A 19,036-nucleotide genomic window follows, 5' to 3' on the forward strand; every position below is an offset into this window, starting at 1 on the left:
CGCACGAGACCAGCGAGAAGCCATGACCGCACACACCGCCACCGCCGCCCGCGTCCGTACCGGCGGCCCCTCAGACGACGGCCCCAAGACCTTCGAGCACCTCATGGGCTGGGTCCTCGTCGTCGTGACCGCGATGCTGGTGACCCAGCTCGGCCTGCTCTGACGCCCCGCCCCTTCGGCGCGCCTCCCCGCGGCCCGCCGCCGCTTCGCCTCCCGGCGCGGCACCCGCCCCGCGCACGCCCGGACCCGTGGTGCGCGGAGGGCCGCCGCGATGACGAGCCCCGGGCCGGGGCCGGGACCCCGCTCGGGAGGGGTTCGAGCCTTTCTTGAGGTAAGCGGTCGTTAACTGGTGACGCGGTGCCTCGGATCGGGCATACTCACAGCGCACAGCCGCTGGTCAGCAGCTTCCGCGACCCGGAACGAGCGTCGGCCAGGCCCTCAGTACGACCCGGCGGAGCCGCCTCCACCCAAGGCGCGCGTCCGCCGTTGTGCCCGACAGGGAGGAGAGCGTCGCCATGCCCGATCGCGCCCCGCAGCCGGTGGACCGACAACTGCCCACGGACGAGGCACGGGACCTGATCTCGCTCGTCCGCGACATCGCACAGCGCGAGATCGTGCCGAAGGCGGCCGAGGAGGAGGACGCCGGGCGCTTCCCCCGCGACCTCTTCGCCCTTCTCTCGGACTCCGGCCTGCTCGGCCTGCCCTACGACGCCGGGTACGGCGGCGGCGACCAGCCCTACGAGGTCTACCTCCAGGTCCTCGAAGAGCTCGCCGCGGCCCGCCTCACCGTCGGTCTCGGCGTCAGCGTGCACACCCTGGCCTGCTACGCGCTCGCCGCCCACGGCGGCAAGGAGCAGCGGGCCGAGCACCTGCCCGCGATGCTCGGCGGCGGCCTCATCGGCGCCTACTGCCTGTCCGAGCCGTCCTCCGGCTCCGACGCCGCGTCGCTGCGCACCAGGGCGGTGCGGGACGGCGACGACTGGGTGATCACCGGCACCAAGGCGTGGATCACCCACGGCGGCATCGCCGACTTCTACACCGTCATGGCGCGGACCGGGCAGGAGGGCCCGCGCGGGATCACCGCCTTCCTGGTCCCCGCGGACGCCGCGGGGCTGAGCGCCGCGGCGCCGGAGAAGAAGATGGGCCTGAAGGGCTCGCCCACCGCGCAGATCCACCTGGACGGGGTGCGGGTGTCCGACGCGCGGCGCATCGGCGAGGAGGGACAGGGCTTCGCGATCGCCCTGTCCGCGCTCGACTCCGGGCGGCTCGGCATCGCGGCCTGCGCGATCGGGCTGGCCCAGGCGGCGCTGGACGAGGCCGTGGCGTACGCGACCGAGCGGCGGCAGTTCGGCAGGCCGATCGCCGACTTCCAGGGACTGCGCTTCATGCTCGCCGACATGGCGACCCGGATCGAGGCCGGGCGCGCGCTGTACCTGGCGGCTGCGCGGCTGCGCGACGCCGGCCGGCCGTTCGCCAAGCAGGCGGCCATGGCGAAGCTGCACTGCACCGACGCGGCGATGCGGGTCACCACCGACGCCGTCCAGATCCTCGGCGGCTACGGCTATACGGCGGACTTCCCGGCCGAGCGGTACATGCGCGAGGCCAAGGTCCTGCAAATCGTCGAGGGGACGAACCAGATCCAGCGGATGGTCATCGCCCGTCACCTCGCGGGGCCCGAGACACACTGAGGTCGCCGGGCCCGCGCGGGGGCGCCGCGAGCCGGACCCACTCCGGGTCGTGGCGTCCGGGCAGGGTGCGGCCGCGGTCGGCCCAGGTCCGCATCAGCTCACGGTAGATCGGCGGGTCCGGAATCGGCGGTACCGATTCCGCGGGGGCCGGGACGAAGAGGCGGCGCTGACGCCCGGTCACCGAGTACGTGGGGGTCATATCCGGGCAACGCGGAGAAGCCTGGACAGGTCACCGGCCCGTGCGATCGAGCGTACGTTCGCGGGAGGGTGTCCGCCGCAAACGCCCCCCACCCGCGCGGGAAGGTGACGTACCGTCAACGGAGACCGGGCGCGGGCACGGACGGCGAACGGCCCGAGCCGCGGCGTGGTGCGCCATGGCGTGGGCCGTCGCACGGAAAGGCGGGCGGCGTCGCCCGGACAACCGGACGCTCAGGCGGCCTGTCGCCGCATCACCGGCACGCGCATCGGGCGGGAGCCCGGGCCGCCGACGTGGGAGAAGGGCTGCGTCCGCCAGTCGAGTCCCTGGGGGAGCGTCAGCAGCAGGGAGGTGTCCTGCTCCTGCGGCTGGAAGGACTCGTCCGCGGGGCGGGCCTCGTCGGCCCGGCGGCCGGTGCCGGCGCAGACCGTGAGTCCGAACGGGTTCCACGGCGAGGCGCACAGGGCGTGCTCCGGCAGTACTTCCTCGTCCGCCAGCAGGGCGATGGGCTGGGCGCACTCCGGGCAGATCACCCGGTACATCTCGAACGTGTCGTACGCGTCGAGCTCCTCGTCGTCGAAGGCGTCGGGATCGACGCCCTCCGGCTCGGGCTCGACGGCCGGCTGGTGTCGCGTGGGTGCGGTACGACCGGGACGCTTAAGACTCTGCATGGGATTCTCCCCCTCGGGCTGGGCCGTGACGGCGCTGCGGCCTCGACCACACCAAGCACTTCCCGTCCCCTCTCCGGAGTAATCACGAGAACATCACGGAGCCCGTTCGAGCGATGTGGCGTTGGTCACATGCCGCTCGCAGGTGCCTCCGCGGGGGCCGGTTTGTCCCCCGGCCGCCGCGCGACCGTCTCCCCGCCTCCTGACAAACCGGGCATGACCTGCGACGCTCGGGTATCCGAGGGGTTCGGGAGCCCTGTAGGTTCTGCGCCATGGAGGAGCTGGACCGACAGATCGTGCAGCTGCTCGTCAAGGACGGGCGGATGAGTTACACAGACCTGGGCAAGGCCACGGGCCTGTCCACGTCCGCCGTGCACCAGAGGGTGCGCCGCCTGGAGCAGCGCGGCGTCATCCGCGGCTACGCCGCGGTCGTCGACCCCGAGGCCGTCGGGCTGCCGCTGACCGCGTTCATCTCGGTGAAACCGTTCGATCCCAGCGCCCCCGACGACATCGCGGACCGCCTGGCCGGCGTCCCCGAGATCGAGGCGTGCCACAGCGTGGCCGGCGACGAGAACTACATCCTCAAGGTCCGCGTGGCCACCCCGCACGAGCTGGAGGAACTGCTGGCCCGCGTGCGCTCGCTGGCGGGGGTGTCCACCCGGACCACGGTGGTGCTGTCGACCCCGTACGAGGCGCGCCCGCCGCGGATCTGACGCCGGGCGGGGCCGTACCGACGCGTTCCCGGCGCGTGCCCGGCGGACACGGGCGGGGTCTTGCCCCCACCTGCGTGCGGGGCGGGACGGGCGAGGCGCGAGACTGGTGTCCATGAGTGAGTCCAGCGTCCCGCCCCAGACCGTCCTGCTGCGCCGCGGGGAGGTGCACAGTCCGGCCGACCCCTTCGCGACGGCGATGGTCGTCGAGCGCGGACAGGTCGCCTGGGTCGGTTCCGAGGGCGCCGCGGACGCCTTCGCGGACGGCGTCGACGAGGTCGTCGACCTGGACGGCGCCCTGGTCACCCCGGCCTTCACCGACGCGCATGTGCACACCACGTCCACGGGCCTCGCCCTCACCGGCCTCGACCTGTCCGGCGCCGCCTCCCTCCGGGAGGCCCTCGCCCTCGTCCGCGACTTCGCCGCCGCCCGCCCCGGTGACCGCGTCCTGCTCGGCCACGGCTGGGACGCCTCCCGCTGGCCCGAGGGCCGTCCCCCGGCCCGCGCCGAGCTCGACGCGGCCACCGGCGGCCGTCCCCTCTATCTCAGCCGCATCGACGTGCACTCGGCGGTCGCCACGACGGCCCTGCTCGACCTGGTCCCGGGCGCCGGCGGGCGCACGGACGCCCCGCTCACCGGCGACGCCCACCACGCCGTACGCGCCGCCGCGTTCGCCGCGATCACCCCCGCCCAGCGCACCGAGGCGCAGCGCGCGGCCCTCGCGCACGCCGCCTCGCTCGGCATCGGCACCGTGCACGAGTGCGGCGGCCCGGAGATCTCCTCCGAGGACGACCTGGCCGGCCTCCTGCGCCTCGCGGCCGGGGAGGCGGGCCCGCGCGTGGTCGGCTACTGGGCGGAACAGGACGTGGACAAGGCGCGGGAGCTGGGCGCGATCGGCGCGGCCGGCGACCTCTTCGTCGACGGAGCCCTCGGCTCCCACACCGCCTGCCTGCACCACCCGTACGCCGACGCCGCGCACGCCGGAACCGCCTATCTGGACGCCGACGCTGTCGCCGCCCACGTGGTGGCCTGCACCGAGGCGGGCCTCCAGGCGGGGTTCCACGCCATCGGCGACGCCGCCGTGACCACCGTCGTCGAGGGCGTGCGCGCCGCCGCGGAGAAGCTGGGCCTCACCCGGATCCGCGCCGCCCGCCACCGCGTCGAGCACGCCGAGATGCTCACCCCCGAAACCATCGCGGCCTTCGCCGAACTGGGCCTGACCGCCTCCGTCCAGCCCGCTTTCGACGCGCTGTGGGGCGGCGAGGACGGTATGTACGCCCGCCGCCTGGGCGCCGGCCGGGCCCGCACGCTCAACCCCTTCGCCGCCCTGCTGCGCGCCGGAGTCCCGCTCGCCTTCGGCTCCGACAGCCCCGTCACGCCCCTCGACCCGTGGGGTACCGTCCGGGCCGCCGCCTTCCACCGCACGCCGGCGCACCGCGTCTCCGTGCGCGCCGCGTTCACGGCGCACACGCGGGGCGGCTGGCGGGCGATCGGCCGTGACGACGCGGGCGTCCTGGTGCCGGGCGCTCCCGCGGACTACGCGGTGTGGCGCACCGGTGAGCTGGTCGTACAGGCCCCCGACGACCGCGTCGCGCGCTGGTCCACCGACCCCCGTTCCGGCACCCCCGGCCTGCCCGATCTGTCCCCGGGGCGGGACCTGCCCGTATGCCTGCGCACCGTGGTGGGCGGACGGACGGTCTTCGTACGGCCGGGCGAGTGATCCCCACGGCCGACGGGGCGACGATCTTCCGCCACCGCTGTGTCGCGCGACCTGCGCGGCCACCGCGCTGACCTGCGCGTTACGGGACAATGCGCAGGTCAGCGCGGGTGTTGACAGGTTGCGGCGGGGGGCCGGTAGGTTCGGCCGAGTCCACCACCGGACGCCCGACCGGGGAACCCTCCGCGCAAGCGTCGCGGCGCCGCTGGGTCAGGGACGGTGTGCCGCACCGGGGCACCGCCACTGGGAGCCAGGCTCAGCGCCCGTGCCGCGACCAGGGAACGTTCCGGCGGTCGGGAGGTGTGACCCGGGTGGGGCCCGGGCGCTCAGTAGACAACGGCTTTGGGTCGATCCGCAGCCAGCGGGTCCCAGGTCGGCCCGAAGGGCGCCGGGCCCCCATCCGCCGCCGAAGACGCCCGCCGGACGCATACCGAAAAGGGCAGTCCTACCCAGCTCTTGCTGAAACGACACCACCATACGAACGTGCTGTCGCGTCATCGCAGGCCGTGCCCACTATGGTGGTCCTCTGCGTATGAAGATGAAGGGGCAGCAGTGAACGACGGCGACGGGACCCGCGCGGCAGAGGGCCAGGACAGACGGTTCGGCCCGCTCGGCACCGCCTTGGTGATCATTCCGACCTACAACGAGGCGGAGAACATCAAGGCGATCGTCGGCCGGGTGCGCGAGGCCGTTCCCGAGGCGCATGTGCTCGTGGCCGACGACAACAGCCCCGACGGCACCGGAAAGCTGGCCGACGAACTCGCCGCCGAGGACGACCGCGTCCACGTCCTGCACCGGCAGGGCAAGGAGGGGCTCGGCGCCGCCTACCTCGCGGGCTTCCGCTGGGGGCTGGAGCAGGGCTACGGCGTACTCGTCGAGATGGACGCCGACGGCTCCCACCGGCCCGAGGAACTGCCCCGCCTGCTGACCGCCCTCAAGGGCGCCGACCTGGTGCTCGGCTCGCGCTGGGTGCCCGGCGGCCGGGTGGTGAACTGGCCCAAGTCGCGTGAGTTCATCTCGCGTGGCGGCAGCCTCTACTCACGTCTGGCGCTCGACCTGCCGCTGCGCGACATCACCGGCGGCTACCGCGCCTTCCGCCGCGAGACCCTGGAGGGCCTCGGCCTGGACGACGTCGCCTCCCAGGGCTACTGCTTCCAGGTCGACCTGGCCCGCCGCGCCGTCAAGGCCGGCTATCACGTCGTCGAGGTGCCCATCACCTTCGTCGAGCGGGAGCACGGCGACTCGAAGATGAGCCGCGACATCCTCGTGGAGGCCCTGTGGCGGGTCACCGCGTGGGGCGTGGGGGAGAGGGTCGACAAGGTCGTCAAGCGCGGCCGGCCGGGGCAGCCGTAGGGACGCCGGACCGTACCCGGGCGCCGCGGACGGCGTCCTCTCCCCGGGCCCGTCCGCCAGGGCCCGCCGTCGGGGGCTGTCCTTCCGCGGGTGCCGGCAGGGGGCCGTCGTCCGCTGCCGTCGTCCGGGGCCGGGACCCGGGACCCGGGTGCCCCTTATCCCGTGCTGAGCCGGGTCCGGGCACACTGGAGGCATGACGACTGGCGCTCAGACTCCCAGGTACCCCGCCCGGCCCCGGCGCTCCCGGCTGCGCACGTTCCTGCCGCTGGGCCTCGCGGCCTGGCTCGTGCTGGAGGTCTGGCTGCTGTCGGTGGTCGCGGGCGCGTCGAGCGGGTTCGTGGTCCTCCTGCTGCTGGTCGCGGGCTTCGTCCTCGGCTCCGTGGTCATCAAGCGGGCCGGGCGCCGGGCGTTCCGGAACCTCACCGAGACACTCCAGCAGCAGCCCGGCGCGACGCCCCCGGCCGCCCGCCCCAACAGCGAGGGCAACGGCCTGATGATGCTCGGCGGCCTGCTGCTGATGATCCCCGGGCTGGTCTCGGACGCGGCGGGACTGCTCCTGCTGCTGCCGCCGGTCCAGAAGGCCGTGAGCCGCACCGCGGAGCGCACCGTCGAACGCAAGCTCCGCGAGGCCGGCTCCGGCACCCTGGGCGACGCCTTCCGCCAGGCCCGCACGCACCGCCCGGACGGCAAGGTCGTGCCGGGCGAGGTCGTCCGGGACGAACCGGGCACCGCGCCGCGCGAGCAGTACCCGCCGCTGAACCGCTGACGCGGCCACCGGACCCGCGCCGCCCAGGAGGGCCGCGAACCGGGGGCGGTACGGGCGGTCACCACCGCCCGGATCCGGCCCCGGGCGCGGACGCCGGGGCCCGGGCGGGCCGGAGGCGGCGTGTGCGCGGGCATGGCAAAACCGCGGGCGCCGTACGTGCGGTTCCCACGTACGGCGCCCGCGGTCTCGCGCGCGCTGAAGACCTCGCCCGGCCCCGCGGGGCCTACGCGGACTTGCGGCTGTCCCGCGGATGAACGGCGATGTTCATCGCGCCGGAGCGCAGAACGGCCAGCCGCTCCTCGAGGACCTCTTCGAGTTCCTCACGGGTCCGCCGCTCCATCAGCATGTCCCAGTGCGTACGCGCGGGCTTGGCCTTCTTCTCCTCCGGACCGTCGCCGTCCACCAGGAGTGCCTGCGCCCCGCAGACCTTGCACTCCCACTCCGGCGGGATCTCCGCCTCCACCGAGAAGGGCATCTCGAATCGATGCCCCTTCTCGCATGCGTACTCCACGGCCTGGCGCGGGGCCAGGTCGATGCCGCGGTCCGTCTCGTAGCTGGTCACCACGAGGCGCGTGCCGCGAAGAGCTCGCTCACTCATGAATCGTGCCTCCCGGGCTTGTCGCCCACAGGACAGGTGTCGCTGTCGTCGTCATCCGGTCAACGTCCGGTCGGCGGTAAAGATTCCCGTCCCGAGTCCCGTTCCGGGCCCTGCGTCGCCGTCGTAGCCGCAGCCTTGTCAACCAGTGCAGTACCCACCGACGTCCGGTTTGTCACCTCTGCTAGGAGATGTCACCCTGCGTTTCGACACCTTTGACGCGCAGTAACGGTCCGCCTGGCAGGCCAAACGCGTACACTACAGCCCTTTCGCCTCCAGTGCTAAATCCTTTCGGGTGCCGGATTGCCCGCGTCACGGATCGCCCGCCGGACCGGGACGCGGGCGAGCAGCAGGAAACCGATGACGAAGAACGCCACCAGCGAGATGATCGCGTCCCGGTAGCTCCCGGTCAGCTGGTAGGTGAGCCCGAACAGCAGCGGGCCCAGCCAGCTCATGCCCCGGTCGCTCATCTCGTACGCCGCGAAGTACTCCGCCTCCTTGCCGGGCGGGACGAGGTGCGAGAACAGGGAGCGGGACAGCGCCTGGCTGCCGCCGAGGACCAGTCCGATCCCGGCGGCCAGGACGAAGAACCACCCCGGCGCGCCCGCCGGCAGGAAGTATCCGGCCACCAGCGTGAGCGTCCAGGCGACCAGGGAGCCGAGGATCGTGCGCTTCGCGCCGTACCTCCGGGCCAGCCGGCCCAGCGCCAGCGCCCCCGCCACCGCCAGCACCTGCACCAGCAGCACGGCGACGATGAGGGTGGACTGCCCGAGCCCCAGCTCCTCGGAGCCGTAGACGGACGCCTGGGAGATCACCGTCTGGATGCCGTCGTTGTAGATCAGGTACGCCAGCAGGAAGGCGAGGGTCAGCGGGTGGCGGCGCATGTCGCGCAGGGTCGCCGCGAGCTGCCGCCGGCCGGGGAGCGCCGCCCGGGGCGCGGCGCCGGGGCGGTCGCGCAGCCGCCGCAGCGGCACGAGCGCGAACGCGCCCCACCACAGGCCCGCCGACGCCAGGCAGACGCGGACCGCCGCGCTCTCGCTCAGGCCGAAGGAGTCGTGGGCGGTGTAGAGGACCAGGTTGGCCACCAGGACCACGGCTCCGGCCGCGTACCCGAAGGCCCAGCCGCGGGAGGAGACGGCGTCGCGCTCCTCGGGAGCGGCGATCTGCGGCAGATAGGAATTGCAGAGCATCATCGCCACGGACTGCGCGGCGTTGGCGATCACGAGCAGCGCCCCGCCGAGCAGATAGCGGTCGCCGTCGAGGAAGAACATGCCCGTCGTCGCCGCGGCCCCGGTGTAGGCGGCGGCGCCCAGCAGGGGCTTCTTCCGGCCGGTGCGGTCGGCCGCCGCCCCCGCCAGGGGCATCACCAGCACGGCCACGACCACCGACAGGGAGACGGAGTAGGCGAAGAACGCCCCGGCGCGCACCGGGACGCCCAGCGGGTGCACGAAACCCTCCGGGTCCGCGGCCGACTCGGCGACCGAGGTCAGATAAGGGCCCAGGAAGACGGTGAGCACGCTCGTCGAGTAGACGGAGCACGCCCAGTCGTAGAAGTACCAGCCGCGCTGCTCGCGCCGCCGCCCCGCCGCCTCGCCGGCCGGCTCCGTCCGCACGGTGTCGGTGCCCACCCGTGCCCTCGCTTCCCCGTGAACGCGCGCCGCCCCCAGGGACCCGGCCGGGGTCTCAGACCCAGACGCCGCGGTCCTCCATGACCTTGCGCAGTGTGCCGATGTGATCGGTCATGATGCCATCCACGCCGAGATCCAGAAGGCGGTGCATGCGGTCGGCGTCATTCACCGTCCACACGTGCACCTGGAGTCCGCGCGCGTGGGCGGTGCGCAGGAAGGGGCGGTCCACGATCCGGATCCCCGACTGGTATTCGGGCACCTGGGCGGCCACCGCCGAGCGGCGCGGCGCGGCCGGCACGCCCCAGGAGCGCAGCCGCAGGTTCAGCACGCCGCGGGTGCCGTAGGAGGTGGCCAGCCGGGGCCCGGCCAGCCGCTGGGCGCGGACCACGCGGGCCTCGGAGAACGAGCCGAGGCAGATCCGGTCCCAGGCGTTCGCGCGCTCGACCAGCTCCAGGAAGGGAAGCAGCGCCGGCTCCGCCTTGACGTCGACGTTCCAGCGCGCCTCGGGGAAGGTCTCCAGCAGTTCCTCGAACAGGGGCACGGGCTCCTCGCCCGCCACGCGCGCGTGCCGCACCCGCGCCCAGGGCAGGTCGGCGATCCGGCCCGCGCCGTCCGTCACCCGGTCCAGCGTCGCGTCGTGGAAGGCGACGAGCCTGCCGTCCGAGGTGGCGTGCACGTCGGTCTCGAGGTACCGGTAGCCCGCCTCCACCGCGCGCCCGAACTGGCGCACCGTGTTCTCCAGACCGTCCGCCGCCCCGCCCCGGTGGGCGAACGCGATCGGGCCGGGATGGTCGAGATAGGGGTGGCGCGCCGGGCGTATCGGGGTGGTCACCGACGCAGTATCGCCCCGCGGGGCCGGCCGGTGGCAACCACCGTGCTGCCGCCCGGTGACGAGGGGACGGCGAACGCCCGGAGGAACACCTGGGCGAGCGGGCCGATCGACACCGCGTAGAGCAGGGTGCCGACCCCCACCGTGCCGCCGAGGACGAACCCCGTCGCCACGACCGTGATCTCGATGGCCGTCCGCACCAGGCGCACCGACAGGCCGGTGCGCAGGTGCAGCCCCGTCATGAGACCGTCGCGCGGGCCCGGACCGAACCGGGCCGCGATGTACAGCCCGGTCGCCGCGCCGTTCAGGACGATCCCCGCCACCGTGAACGCGATCCGCGGCGGCAGGCCGTGGGCGTCGGGCACCACGGCCAGCGTCGCGTCCATCGCGGCGCCGATCACCAGGACGTTGGAGACCGTGCCGAGGCCCGGCCGCTGGCGCAGCGGGATCCACAGCAGCAGCACCGCCGCGCCGACCACGGTCAGCACCAGACCCATCGACAGACCGGTCCGCTCCGCCAGCCCCTGGTGAAGCACGTTCCACGGCTCCAGCCCGAGCCCCGACCGCACCAGCAGCGCGGAACTCGCGCCGTACAGCGCGAGACCTCCGTAGAGCTGGACCAGTCGTCGTGTGAGATGCCCTCGCCTGGACAAGACGTGCCCCCCGTGTGGTGGTAGTGGCCTGATGCATGACACCCTGTGGCTTGGCGTCACACGTCATCCATGGCCAATTCGCGGAAGGTGGACTGATTTCCATGGCGCAGTGGACTTCAGCCGTCGGGGCGGCGCAGCTCGCGCGGCTGCTCGGCTCCCAGCAGGACCGGCCGGCCGGCCCCGGCACCCGCCGCCCGCCCGCCTACCGCGCGCTCGCCGACGGCATCCGGCTGCTGGTCCTCGAAGGGCGGGTGCCGGTGGCCGCCCGCCTGCCCGCCGAACGGGAGCTGGCCCTCGCCCTGTCCGTCAGCCGCACCACGGTCGCCGCCGCCTATGAGGCGCTGCGCGCCGAGGGCTTCCTGGAGTCCCGGCGCGGCGCCGGGAGCTGGACCGCCGTACCGGCCGGCAACCCGCTGCCCGCGCGCGGCCTGGAGCCGCTGCCGCCCGAGGCCCTCGGCTCGATGATCGACCTCGGCTGCGCCGCGCTTCCCGCCCCCGAGCCGTGGCTCACCCGCGCCGTGCGGGGCGCCCTGGAGGAACTGCCGCCCTACGCGCACACCCATGGCGACTATCCCGCCGGGCTGCCCGCGCTGCGCGCGATGATCGCCGAGCGCTACACCGCGCGCGGGATCCCGACCATGCCCGAGCAGATCATGGTCACCACCGGCGCCATGGGCGCGATCGACGCCATCTGCCATCTGTTCGGCGGCCGGGGCGAGCGCATCGCCGTGGAGTCGCCGTCGTACGCCAACATCCTCCAGCTGATGCGGGAGGCGGGGGCGCGGCTGGTGCCGGTGGCGATGGCCGAGGGGCTCACCGGCTGGGACCTGGACCGCTGGCGCCAGGTGCTGCGCGAGGCCGCGCCCCGGATCGCCTACGTCGTCGCCGACTTCCACAACCCGACCGGCGCGCTCGCCGACGAGGACCAGCGGCGGCGGCTGGTGGACGCGGCCCGCTCGGCGGGGACCGTCCTGGTGGCCGACGAGACGATGAGCGAGCTGTGGCTGGACGAGGAGGTCCGGATGCCGCGGCCCGTGTGCGCGTTCGATCCGGCCGGTTCGACCGTGATCACGGTGGGGTCGGCGAGCAAGGCGTTCTGGGCGGGCATGCGCATCGGCTGGGTCCGCGCGGCCCCGGACGTGATCCGCAGCCTGGTCGCCGCCCGCGCCTACGCCGACCTGGGCACGCCGGTGCTGGAGCAGCTGGCGGTGAACTGGCTGTTCAGCACCGGCGGCTGGGAAGAGGCGGTCTCGGTGCGCCGCCGGCAGGCGCGGGAGAACCGGGACGCGCTGGTGGCGGCGGTACGCGGGGAGCTGCCCGGCTGGGAGTTCGAGGTGCCGCAGGGCGGTCTCACCCTGTGGGTGCGGACCGGTGGCCTGTCGGGTTCGCGGCTGGCCGAGGCGGGGGAGCGGGTGGGCGTGCGGGTGCCGTCCGGGCCGAGGTTCGGGGTGGACGGCGCCTTCGAGGGGTACGTCCGGCTGCCGTTCACCGTCGGCGGCGCGGTCGCGGAGGAGGCGGCGACCCGCCTGGCCGCGGCGGCGCGGGTGGTGGAGAGCGGGGGGACCGCGGGGGTGGAGGCACCGCGCACCTTCGTGGCCTGAGGGCCGGGCCCCCGCGCGGTGCCGCCGTCACGGCCGCGCGGGGGGCGTCGCCGTGACCGAAGCCGCCGGGTGCCCGGGGGCGCCCGTGTCTCAGGGCCTGGTGAGTGTCGGAACGGGTTCGGCGGCGCTCTCCGGGTCCGGGAGGGCCGGGGCGGCCTGGGCGGGGGCGTCCGGGGCGGTGAGGGCGGGGGCCGTCCTCACCGGTGCCGTGTGGGGGCCGGCGAGGGCCGGGACGGGTTCGGCGCGCGCGGTCTCCGTCTCCCTGAGGGCCGGGAGGGCTTCGGCGGGGGCGGGGCCGGGGCCGGGATCAGGCTTGGTGAGTGCGGGGACGGGTGGGGCGAGGGCGGTGTCCGGGTCGGTGTGGGTCCGGACCGGCTCGGCGGGAGTGGTGTCCGGCTTGGTGAGGGCCGGGACGGGTCGGGCGGGGGTGGCGTCCGGGTCGGTGAGGGCCGGATCCGCCGGGGCGGAGGCGGTGTCCGGGTCGGTGAGGACCGGCGAGGCCGGCGTGGTCCGCTCCGGTTCCGCCGGCTCCGCCGGGTCCGGGACCTTCTCCCCGTCCGCCGGTTCGGTGCGCGGCGGCAGCAGGGCCAGGACGGCCTGGCGGTGGGCGTCGCAGGTGGCGTCGTCGTGGGGGTCGGGCGTCGCCGGTACCTGGACGCGGTGCACCGGGCCCGTGCCGAGGCGGGCGTAGCCGCGGCCGGGCGGGACCTGTTCGACGGGTGTGGTCCGCGGGGGAGCGCCGAGGACGGCCCGCAGCTGATCCGCCGAGGCGGGGCCCAGGACCACACGCGCGCGCGTGTGCTGGCGTACGGCGTCGCTCAGGAGGTCCAGGCAGTCCAGCTGGTCGGCGACGACCACGGTCACGTTCGCCGCGCGGCCGTGCCGCAGGGGTACCTGGAGGAGGCTCTGCGGATCCCGGCGGTCGCCGGTGGCGGCCAGGTGGGTGAAGGCGCTCGGGCGGTCCAGCAGGATCCACAGCGGCCGTCTGGTGTCGTCCGGCGGCGGATGGCCCGCCTGCCGGGCCCGGTTGACGGCGACCAGCCGGCGCTCCGTCTCGTGGGCGGCCCACTCCAGGCTGGTCAGCGCCCCCGTGAGACCGCACTCGACGGCCAGCACACCGTCCCGGCCGAGCAGGCAGGCGTATTCACCCGTACCGCCGCCGTCGACGATCAGGAGGTCGCCGTGCTGGAGGGCCTGCAAGGCGACCGAGCGCAGCAGGGTCGACGTGCCGCTGCCCGGCTGGCCGAGGACCAGCAGGTGCGGCTCGGTGGAGCGGATGCCCGTGCGCCAGACGACCGGCGGCACATCGCGCTGTTCCTCGCCGTCGGTCACGGGGAGCGTGCGCTGCACGGCGGTGGGGTCGGTGAAGCCGAGGACGGTCTCCCCGGGTGCCGTGACGAAGCGCTGGGCGGTGATGCCGGTGGGCAGCGGCGCCAGGACGGTGACCGTGAGGTGGTTGGCCTCCTCGTCCCACGCGAAGTGGTACTCACGGCCCCGTCCCGCCTTCGCCGCGAGCAGGTGCTCGATGCGGGCCCGGGACTCCGCCTCCCCGTCCGTGAAGTGCGCCGGGTAGCGGATCACCAGGTGCGCGAAGCGGCCCCCGTCGTCGAACTCGTACGCCGGGAAGGCCTTCTCCCAGGTGCCGCCGTGGGCGTACAGCGGATCGGGGTCCTCGGCGAGCGCGAAGTACGGCACCAGCGCCTCGTACAGGGACTTCAGGCGCAGGCTCTGGGACGCGTCCGGCCCTGCGGGCGGCGGCGGGGTGCGGTCCCGGCCCTGCCAGGCCGCCGCCGCCATCACAACGACGACGGCGAGCAGCGGCCCGTACGGCACGAGCGCCATGACCAGGAAGGCCGAGGCCACCAGGAACAGCAGCGCGCCGCGCCGGTCCTTGGGGGTGCCGGTCCACCTGCGCCCGGCGGCCGCGGCCAGCCGGCGCAGACCGCGGGCGATCGTGATCAGCGGCTGGAGGACGTCGGTGGCGCTGTCGGCCGCCGTCCGGGCCAGCTCCCGGCTCCGGGCGAGCTGTGCGCCGCCGTTGCTCAGAATGCGGGGGAGAGGGCGCCGGGCCACTCCTGCCTCCTGGGGGTGCGTACGGGCGGGATGCGTACGGGGGTGGGGGTCGGGGCGGGGGCGGTCAGAACTTGATACCGCCGAGGAGGCCGGCCAGGCTCTCGCCGCCCGCCTTGATGCTCGGGGCGATGGCCGTGCTCGCGAGGTAGAAGCCGAACAGCATCGAGATGATCGCGTGGGACGGCTTGAGCCCGTCCTTGCGGAAGAAGATGAACACGACGATGCCGAGCAGGACCACGCCTGAGATGGAGAGGATCATGTGAGTTCTCCTGGTTCGCGGGGACAGTCACCATGAGTACTTCCAGGCTCACAGGATGTATCTATACGATTAAAGGTGCAAATGGGCGAAATTCGTCTTATTTGCCCTGTTTGGCGGAGTGGTTGCCGTGTCGGCCGAGCAGCGCGCTTGCGTCCGGCCGGTTCTGCGGTGATCTTTACCTCCGCCGTGTCGGGTGGTGTGCGACGCGAGCCAGTACGCTGGCGATTCACTCGTACGGCTGCGCCGCTCGCCGCCGTACGCACCCAGTCCCCAACGTTCGTACGTTTGCAGTGAGAGGCGGTCCGGCCGATGAGTGAAGCCCCCGACCCCGAGGTCGTGGAGCTGGCGACCAAGATCTTCGATCTGGCCCGGCAGGGACGGACCGAGGAACTCGTGGCCTACGTGGACGCCGGCGTCCCGGCCAACCTCACCAACGACCGCGGCGACTCCCTCGTCATGCTCGCCGCCTACCACGGCCACGCCGAGGCGGTGCGCGCCCTGCTGGCCCGCGGGGCCGAGGCCGACCGGATCAACGACCGGGGGCAGACCCCGCTCGCCGGCGCGGTCTTCAAGGGGGAGACCGCCGTGGTCAAGGCCCTCCTGGAGGGCGGCGCGGACCCCTCGGCGGGCACCCCTTCGGCCATCGACACGGCCCGGATGTTCAACCGGGCGGAGGTGCTGGAGCTGTTCGGCGCGCAGTGACGCGCGCGGGGGCGCCGACGGCGACGCGCGCAGGGGCGCCGGCAGTGGCGCGCGCAGTGCTCCGGGACTGATCCCGGCCTTCGACCAGCGAAGACATCGACAACGGGGGAGGCGGTAAAGGGCCGCCGAAATTTCGGTCGCGGCAGATGTGACCGCCGGGTCATCATGGCGACGTGATTCACGGACGTGCTGGCTGGGCAGGTGTTGCCGCACCGCGCGGGCCGTGATGCGGTCCGCATGGGCCACCGACGAGAGGCAGAGGAAGATGGTCTACAGCAAGCAGGAAACGGCGGGCGCCCCGACGTGTCGTCACGCGGCCAGGTAAGGCACGTCCCCGGTTGCGTCGACGCTTGATGTGAGGCTGTTTCCCATGTTCGATCCGGTCATAGCGCCCAGCGGTACGCTGCTCGGCCTGCTCCAGCGGGGCCGCGGCGACGGCACACTGCACGCGCTCACCGCCCCGCGCGCCGAGGCCCTGGCGGCACTGAACCACTGCGTGCTCCACGACCCCCGCCACGACTGGCAGGTGGAGAACCGCTCCCTGTACTACGCACGCCTCCACCTCGACCTGGACGGCGGGCTGGACGCCATCGAGGCGCACCTCTTCGGCCCGGAGGACGTCCTCGACCCCGACGAGTCGCGCACCGGTCTGGCCCTCGCCGTCCTCGGCCACCTCGCCTCCTACGGCCGGCGCGAGGCCCTCGCCCTGCTGCGCCGGTACGCCGCCCAGGGCACCAACTGGGCCTGGGCCCTGGACGAACTCGCCCTGCGCGACGACGACGCCGGGCTGCGCGCCCTCGCCGGACCCGTCCTGGCCCGTTTCCCCGCCGACGCCGAGGGCCAGGCAGAACTGGCCGCCGCCGTCCGCGACGCCTTCGAACCCCGGCCCTGGCGGCTGTGGGCCGAGGACCCGCGGCCGTCGGTCGCCACGCGTGTGCGTGCCGCCCGGGAAACCGGCTGCTTCGACCGCTGGCAGCGGCAGATGCGGCCCTCCGGACCGCGCCCCGGGTGGAGCGTGCGGGCCGTCTTCGAATGGGCGCACAACGGTCTGGAGCGCGGCGCCGCGCTCCACGTGCCCGCCGCCCGCTGCCTCATGGCCGTCGCCGGTCCCGAGGACCGGCGGGAGATCGTCGAGGCCGCGCGCCACGGCGGCGACGGCGCCCGCTGCACCGCGCTGCGCTATCTCGCCGACAGCGGCGATCCCGGCGTCCTCGACCTGATCGAGGAGGCCGTGACCACCGGCTCGACGGTCGTCGTGGAGGCCGCCGTCGACGCCTTCGAACGCATGCGCAGTGCCGTCGCCGTCGACCGGGCCCGTGGCTGGGCCCGTCGCCCGGACGCCCTGGGGGCCGCCGCCGGGCGCCTCCTCGCCTGCCGGGGCGCGGCGCGGGACCGGGACCTGGTCCTCGCCGCCCTGCGCGAGGCCGTACGGGGCGAGGGGCCCGACGCGCCGACGCTGTGGACCCTCGTCGACGGTGCCGGACGACTCGGCATCGCCTGCGCCGCCCCCGTGCTCCGGCACATCTACCGTGAGACCGCCTCGTCCCACCTGCGCGGCCGGGCCGCCCGCGCCCTCGCCGCCACCGATCCCTCGTTCCCGGCCGGGTTCGCCATCGAGTGCCTGTGGGACTGCGAGGAGACCACCCGCGAACTCGCCGCCCGGCACGCCGAGACCGGTGACCTGCGCGTCGTGGAGCGGCTGCGCCGGCTCGCCGCCGACCCGGCGGAGGAGGCCGAGGTGCAGACGGCCGTGCGGAGCCGGATCGGGCCGGACGCGGCGGCGCTGTGATCGCGGTGCGGACGGGAGGCGGGGCGGCCACGGTCGCGCCGTGACCACCCCGTGCGGACGGCCCGCGGGACGTCCTGCCGGGGCGTGGCTCCCCGCGCGGGGCCGAAGACGGGCGGGCGGGAAGACGCGGGTGCCGTTGCTCCTGCGCGGCCGGGCGCCGCCGGGCTCCACGACCCCCGCGCGGCCCGGCGGCCGAGCCGTCGGACGCCCGCCGCGGTGAACGCCGGGTGAGCCCCGGGCCAGGCCGGTGTGGACGGGGCGGGGCCCGCCCGGGCGCGTGGGCAACGCTCATGGGACGTTCCTCGCCAGGAAAGATCGACGTTGACGCGGGCACGTCCAGCACGGCGACAACACCCCCATGCGTGTCGTCATCGTGACCGAATCCTTTCCCCCCGATGTGAACGGCGTGGCCCACTGCGCGCTCCAGACCGCCCGGCACCTCGTCGACCGCGGTCACGCTCCCCTCGTCGTCGCCCCCGCCCCGGCCGCCGGCAGCGAACCCGGCGTCCAGGCGCCGTGCCCCGTCGTCCGCGTCCCCTCCCTCCCGCTCCCCGGTTACCCGCAGGTCCGGGTCGCCCTGCCCAGCCGACGGGTCGCCGCGGCCCTCGCCGGGCACCGCGCCGACCTCGTCCACCTGGCGGGACCCTTCGTGCTCGGGGTGCGCGGCATGGCGGCCGCCGCCCGGCTCCGCATCCCCGCCGTGGCCGTCTACCAGACCGACCTGGCCGGGTACGCGCGGACGTACCTGGGCGCCGGGGAGGCGGCGGCCTGGCGGCGGCTGCGGTCCGTGCACGGTGCCGCCGACCTCACCCTGGCCCCCTCCAGCGCCGCCGCGCGGGACCTGCGGGCACACGGCGTCCCCCGGGTCGAACTGTGGCCACGCGGAGTCGACACCGTCCGCTTCCGGCCCGGCCGGTGCGACGCCGCTCTGCGCCGCGAACTCGCCCCGAACGGCGAGCTGATCGTCGGCTACGTCGGGCGGCTCGCCGCCGAGAAGCGGGTCGAACTGCTCGCCGGGGTCCAGGGGCTGGAGGGGGTCCGGGTCGTGGTCGTCGGTGACGGACCCCGCCGGCCCGCGCTGGAACGGGATCTGCCGGACGCCGTCTTCCTCGGCCGCCGCACCGGCGACGACCTGGCCCGGATCTTCGCCTCGCTCGACGTGTTCGTGCACACCGGTCCCTTCGAGACGTTCTGCCAGACCGTGCAGGAGGCCATGGCCAGCGGTGTCCCCGTCATCGCCCCCGCCGCCGGAGGCCCGCTGGACCTGGTCGCCCACGGCCGCACCGGGCTGCTGGTCCCGCCCGGCGACGCCGCCGCCGTACGGGACGCCGTGTGGACCCTGGCCGCCGACCCGGGGCAGCGGGCGGCGTACGGAGCGGCCGGGCGCGCCGCCGTCGAGGGCCGGACCTGGGCGGCCGTCGGCGACCGGCTGATCGGGCACTACGCGGACGTCCTCGCCCTGCGGGCCCCGGCGGTGGCGGCATGAACCGGCCGGCCGTACGCGGGCTGCGGATCGTACGGCTCGCCAACTTCGTCACGCCCGCCTCCGGGGGCCTGCGCACCGCGCTGCGCGAGCTCGGCCGGGGCTACCGGGCGGCGGGACACGAACCCGTCCCGATCGTCCCCGGCGAGCACGCCGGCGACCGCGAGACCGGGCAGGGCAGGGTGATCACCCTGCCCGCGCCGCCGCTGCCCGGAACCGGCGGCCACCGCGTCCTGAACCGGCAGGCGGCGCCTGGCCCGGCTCCTGGAAGAGCTCGCGCCGGACCGGTGTCGGCGGCGCTCGGGGCGTCGCGGGCCCGGGAGGCC

At 74.6% G+C, this 19,036-nt stretch carries 17 protein-coding genes and 1 pseudogene; 11 read left to right on the top strand and 7 right to left on the bottom strand.

The window, feature by feature from the left end; all coding sequences use genetic code 11:
- Window positions 1-22: 22 nt before the first annotated feature.
- Window positions 23-163: an SCO1431 family membrane protein gene (locus AB0L74_RS12445; RefSeq protein WP_365649409.1), complete on the top strand. Its 141-nt coding sequence runs from the start codon at window positions 23-25 to the stop codon at window positions 161-163.
- Window positions 164-515: 352 nt separating this feature from the next.
- The gene (locus tag AB0L74_RS12450) at window positions 516-1,688 is read left to right on the top strand and encodes an acyl-CoA dehydrogenase family protein (protein ID WP_365649412.1); all 1,173 of its coding nucleotides are present in this window, start codon (window positions 516-518) and stop codon (window positions 1,686-1,688) included.
- Window positions 1,689-2,117: 429 nt separating this feature from the next.
- Here the strand turns inward: AB0L74_RS12450 and AB0L74_RS12455 are convergent, their stop codons facing one another.
- The gene (locus AB0L74_RS12455; RefSeq protein WP_365649415.1) at window positions 2,118-2,555 is read right to left on the bottom strand and encodes a hypothetical protein; all 438 of its coding nucleotides are present in this window, start codon (window positions 2,553-2,555) and stop codon (window positions 2,118-2,120) included.
- Between the two features lie 269 nt (window positions 2,556-2,824).
- Between AB0L74_RS12455 and AB0L74_RS12460 the strand changes: the two genes are divergently transcribed.
- The 4 genes from AB0L74_RS12460 to fxsA all read left to right on the top strand — a co-directional run bounded on the left by AB0L74_RS12460 (window position 2,825) and on the right by fxsA (window position 7,098).
- Window positions 2,825-3,265, top strand: a complete 441-nt coding sequence (locus AB0L74_RS12460) for an Lrp/AsnC family transcriptional regulator (RefSeq protein WP_029382997.1) — start codon at window positions 2,825-2,827, stop codon at window positions 3,263-3,265.
- A gap of 112 nt (window positions 3,266-3,377) precedes the next feature.
- Window positions 3,378-4,982, top strand: a complete 1,605-nt coding sequence (locus AB0L74_RS12465) for an amidohydrolase (RefSeq protein WP_365649418.1) — start codon at window positions 3,378-3,380, stop codon at window positions 4,980-4,982.
- Window positions 4,983-5,531: 549 nt separating this feature from the next.
- Window positions 5,532-6,332: a polyprenol monophosphomannose synthase gene (locus tag AB0L74_RS12470; RefSeq protein ID WP_365649421.1), complete on the top strand. Its 801-nt coding sequence runs from the start codon at window positions 5,532-5,534 to the stop codon at window positions 6,330-6,332.
- A 193-nt stretch (window positions 6,333-6,525) separates the two neighbouring features.
- Window positions 6,526-7,098: an FxsA family membrane protein gene (gene fxsA, locus AB0L74_RS12475; RefSeq protein WP_365649423.1), complete on the top strand. Its 573-nt coding sequence runs from the start codon at window positions 6,526-6,528 to the stop codon at window positions 7,096-7,098.
- Window positions 7,099-7,321: 223 nt separating this feature from the next.
- On the opposite strand, the gene AB0L74_RS12480 is transcribed toward fxsA, so the two are convergent.
- The 4 genes from AB0L74_RS12480 to AB0L74_RS12495 all read right to left on the bottom strand — a co-directional run bounded on the left by AB0L74_RS12480 (window position 7,322) and on the right by AB0L74_RS12495 (window position 10,803).
- A complete protein-coding gene (locus tag AB0L74_RS12480) occupies window positions 7,322-7,696 on the bottom strand; it encodes an RNA polymerase-binding protein RbpA (RefSeq protein WP_003977404.1) in 375 nt (124 codons plus the stop codon).
- Between the two features lie 278 nt (window positions 7,697-7,974).
- Complete coding sequence (locus tag AB0L74_RS12485) at window positions 7,975-9,321, bottom strand: MFS transporter (RefSeq protein WP_365649426.1); 1,347 nt, start codon at window positions 9,319-9,321, stop codon at window positions 7,975-7,977.
- Window positions 9,322-9,376: 55 nt separating this feature from the next.
- Complete coding sequence (locus tag AB0L74_RS12490; RefSeq protein ID WP_365649429.1) at window positions 9,377-10,153, bottom strand: glycerophosphodiester phosphodiesterase; 777 nt, start codon at window positions 10,151-10,153, stop codon at window positions 9,377-9,379.
- The gene (locus AB0L74_RS12495) at window positions 10,150-10,803 is read right to left on the bottom strand and encodes a hypothetical protein (RefSeq protein WP_365649431.1); all 654 of its coding nucleotides are present in this window, start codon (window positions 10,801-10,803) and stop codon (window positions 10,150-10,152) included. Before AB0L74_RS12495 ends, AB0L74_RS12490 begins: the two co-directional genes overlap by 4 nt.
- A 101-nt stretch (window positions 10,804-10,904) precedes the next feature.
- Between AB0L74_RS12495 and AB0L74_RS12500 the strand changes: the two genes are divergently transcribed.
- A complete protein-coding gene (locus AB0L74_RS12500) occupies window positions 10,905-12,404 on the top strand; it encodes a PLP-dependent aminotransferase family protein (RefSeq protein ID WP_365649434.1) in 1,500 nt (499 codons plus the stop codon).
- A gap of 90 nt (window positions 12,405-12,494) precedes the next feature.
- On the opposite strand, the gene AB0L74_RS12505 is transcribed toward AB0L74_RS12500, so the two are convergent.
- Both AB0L74_RS12505 and AB0L74_RS12510 read right to left on the bottom strand, forming a co-directional pair.
- Entirely contained in the window at window positions 12,495-14,477 is a 1,983-nt protein-coding gene (locus AB0L74_RS12505; RefSeq protein ID WP_365649437.1) for a hypothetical protein, read from the bottom strand.
- Window positions 14,478-14,541: 64 nt separating this feature from the next.
- Window positions 14,542-14,736: a hypothetical protein gene (locus AB0L74_RS12510; protein ID WP_029382988.1), complete on the bottom strand. Its 195-nt coding sequence runs from the start codon at window positions 14,734-14,736 to the stop codon at window positions 14,542-14,544.
- Window positions 14,737-15,045: 309 nt separating this feature from the next.
- On the opposite strand from AB0L74_RS12510, the gene AB0L74_RS12515 reads away from it, so the two are divergent.
- From AB0L74_RS12515 to AB0L74_RS12530, 4 genes and pseudogenes are all read left to right on the top strand, one after another.
- Window positions 15,046-15,438: an ankyrin repeat domain-containing protein gene (locus tag AB0L74_RS12515; RefSeq protein ID WP_365649440.1), complete on the top strand. Its 393-nt coding sequence runs from the start codon at window positions 15,046-15,048 to the stop codon at window positions 15,436-15,438.
- 370 nt (window positions 15,439-15,808) lie between these two features.
- A complete protein-coding gene (locus tag AB0L74_RS12520; protein WP_365649443.1) occupies window positions 15,809-17,227 on the top strand; it encodes a HEAT repeat domain-containing protein in 1,419 nt (472 codons plus the stop codon).
- A gap of 358 nt (window positions 17,228-17,585) precedes the next feature.
- The gene (locus AB0L74_RS12525; RefSeq protein WP_365649446.1) at window positions 17,586-18,713 is read left to right on the top strand and encodes a glycosyltransferase family 1 protein; all 1,128 of its coding nucleotides are present in this window, start codon (window positions 17,586-17,588) and stop codon (window positions 18,711-18,713) included.
- Window positions 18,710-18,998 (top strand): annotated as a pseudogene (locus AB0L74_RS12530) (glycosyltransferase family 1 protein); the annotation flags it as partial. The gene AB0L74_RS12525 and the pseudogene AB0L74_RS12530, both read left to right, overlap by 4 nt.
- Window positions 18,999-19,036 lie beyond the last annotated feature (38 nt).

This window comes from Streptomyces sp. NPDC052020 (assembly GCF_040680575.1).
Classification (GTDB): domain Bacteria; phylum Actinomycetota; class Actinomycetes; order Streptomycetales; family Streptomycetaceae; genus Streptomyces.

What these genes read in the sequence shown, in the direction of transcription:
- AB0L74_RS12445 (WP_365649409.1), top strand. Translation starts at nt 23, where the DNA reads ATGACCGCACACACCGCCACCGCCGCCCGCGTCCGTACCGGCGGCCCC.
- AB0L74_RS12450 (WP_365649412.1), top strand. Translation starts at nt 516, where the DNA reads ATGCCCGATCGCGCCCCGCAGCCGGTGGACCGACAACTGCCCACGGAC.
- AB0L74_RS12455 (WP_365649415.1), bottom strand. Translation starts at nt 2,555, where the DNA reads ATGCAGAGTCTTAAGCGTCCCGGTCGTACCGCACCCACGCGACACCAG.
- AB0L74_RS12460 (WP_029382997.1), top strand. Translation starts at nt 2,825, where the DNA reads ATGGAGGAGCTGGACCGACAGATCGTGCAGCTGCTCGTCAAGGACGGG.
- AB0L74_RS12465 (WP_365649418.1), top strand. Translation starts at nt 3,378, where the DNA reads ATGAGTGAGTCCAGCGTCCCGCCCCAGACCGTCCTGCTGCGCCGCGGG.
- fxsA (WP_365649423.1), top strand. Translation starts at nt 6,526, where the DNA reads ATGACGACTGGCGCTCAGACTCCCAGGTACCCCGCCCGGCCCCGGCGC.
- AB0L74_RS12480 (WP_003977404.1), bottom strand. Translation starts at nt 7,696, where the DNA reads ATGAGTGAGCGAGCTCTTCGCGGCACGCGCCTCGTGGTGACCAGCTAC.
- AB0L74_RS12500 (WP_365649434.1), top strand. Translation starts at nt 10,905, where the DNA reads ATGGCGCAGTGGACTTCAGCCGTCGGGGCGGCGCAGCTCGCGCGGCTG.
- AB0L74_RS12510 (WP_029382988.1), bottom strand. Translation starts at nt 14,736, where the DNA reads ATGATCCTCTCCATCTCAGGCGTGGTCCTGCTCGGCATCGTCGTGTTC.
- AB0L74_RS12515 (WP_365649440.1), top strand. Translation starts at nt 15,046, where the DNA reads ATGAGTGAAGCCCCCGACCCCGAGGTCGTGGAGCTGGCGACCAAGATC.
- AB0L74_RS12520 (WP_365649443.1), top strand. Translation starts at nt 15,809, where the DNA reads ATGTTCGATCCGGTCATAGCGCCCAGCGGTACGCTGCTCGGCCTGCTC.
- AB0L74_RS12525 (WP_365649446.1), top strand. Translation starts at nt 17,586, where the DNA reads ATGCGTGTCGTCATCGTGACCGAATCCTTTCCCCCCGATGTGAACGGC.